The 1362-nt window shown below is 64.5% G+C and carries 1 protein-coding gene; it reads left to right on the top strand.

The window, feature by feature from the left end; all coding sequences use genetic code 11:
- Nucleotides 1–1270, top strand: a 1270-nt coding sequence (locus VK682_RS27175) for a pyruvate dehydrogenase complex E1 component subunit beta (RefSeq protein ID WP_324782985.1), incomplete at its 5' end; no start/stop codon positions are given.
- Between the last annotated feature and the right edge of the window lie 92 nt (nucleotides 1271–1362).

Here is a 1362-nt window from a genome sequence, read left to right as displayed (position 1 = left end):
GACCGACAAGGCCACGATGGAATTCGAGGCGGTCGATGAAGGCATCGTCGGCAAGCTGCTGGTGGCCGAGGGCACCGAAGGGGTGAAGGTCAACACCCCCATCGCGGTGATGGTCGAGGAAGGCGAAAGCGTCGAGGACGCCGAAGCGGCCTCGGGCGACGCCGAAGCCAAGGCGCCCGAGGCGCCCGCCGAGGAGACGCCCGCTGCCCCGGCGGAGGCGGCTCCCGCCTCTGCCCCCGCGACACCCAAGGCGCGCGCGGTGGAGCCGGACTGGCCCGAAGGCACCAAGCTGAAATCCCAGACCGTGCGCGAGGCGCTGCGCGATGCCATGGCCGAAGAGATGCGCGGCGACGCGAATGTCTTCGTCATGGGCGAAGAGGTCGCGGAATATCAGGGCGCCTACAAGGTGACGCAGGGTCTGCTGGATGAATTCGGCGACCGCCGGGTCATCGACACGCCGATCACCGAACATGGCTTTGCCGGGATCGGGGTCGGGGCCGCCTTTGGCGGGCTGAAGCCCATCGTGGAATTCATGACCTTCAACTTCGCCATGCAGGCGATTGACCAGATCATCAACTCCGCCGCCAAGACGCTGTACATGTCCGGGGGCCAGATGGGCTGTCCGATCGTGTTCCGCGGTCCGAACGGCGCCGCCGCCCGCGTGGGCGCGCAGCACAGCCAGGATTACGCGGCATGGTATTCCATGGTGCCGGGCCTGAAGGTTGCGATGCCCTATTCGGCCTCGGACGCCAAGGGCCTGCTGAAAAGTGCGATCCGCGATCCGAACCCGGTGATCTTCCTTGAAAACGAGATCCTCTATGGCCGGTCCTTCGACGTGCCGGAGATGGACGATTTCACCGTGCCTTTCGGCAAGGCCCGCATCTGGCGCGAAGGCACGGACGTGACCATCGTCTCCTTCGGCATCGGCATGCAATACGCGCTCGAAGCCGCCGACAAGCTGGCCGAAGAGGGCATCTCTGCCGAGGTGATCGACCTGCGCACGCTGCGGCCCATCGATTACGGCACTGTCATCGAGTCGGTGAAGAAGACCAACCGCTGCGTGACCGTGGAAGAGGGCTGGCCGGTGGGATCCATCGGCAACCATCTGTCGGCCTATATCATGATGAACGCCTTTGACTGGCTTGATGCCCCGGTGATCAACTGCACCGGCAAGGACGTGCCCATGCCCTATGCGGCCAATCTTGAAAAACACGCGCTGGTGACCACCGCCGAGGTGATCGAGGCCGTGAAGCAAGTCACCTACCGGTAAGGAGCGCGTCATGCCCACGGAAATCCTGATGCCCGCGCTGTCCCCCACGATGGAGGAAGGCACGCTGGCCAAATGGCTGGTGAAGGAAGGCG

The sequence above is a fragment of the Salipiger marinus genome (assembly GCF_035481585.1).
GTDB lineage: Bacteria > Pseudomonadota > Alphaproteobacteria > Rhodobacterales > Rhodobacteraceae > Salipiger > Salipiger marinus.
The sequence above is the reverse complement of the archived record's forward strand: the minus strand, read 5'-3'. Positions and strand labels throughout refer to the sequence as shown.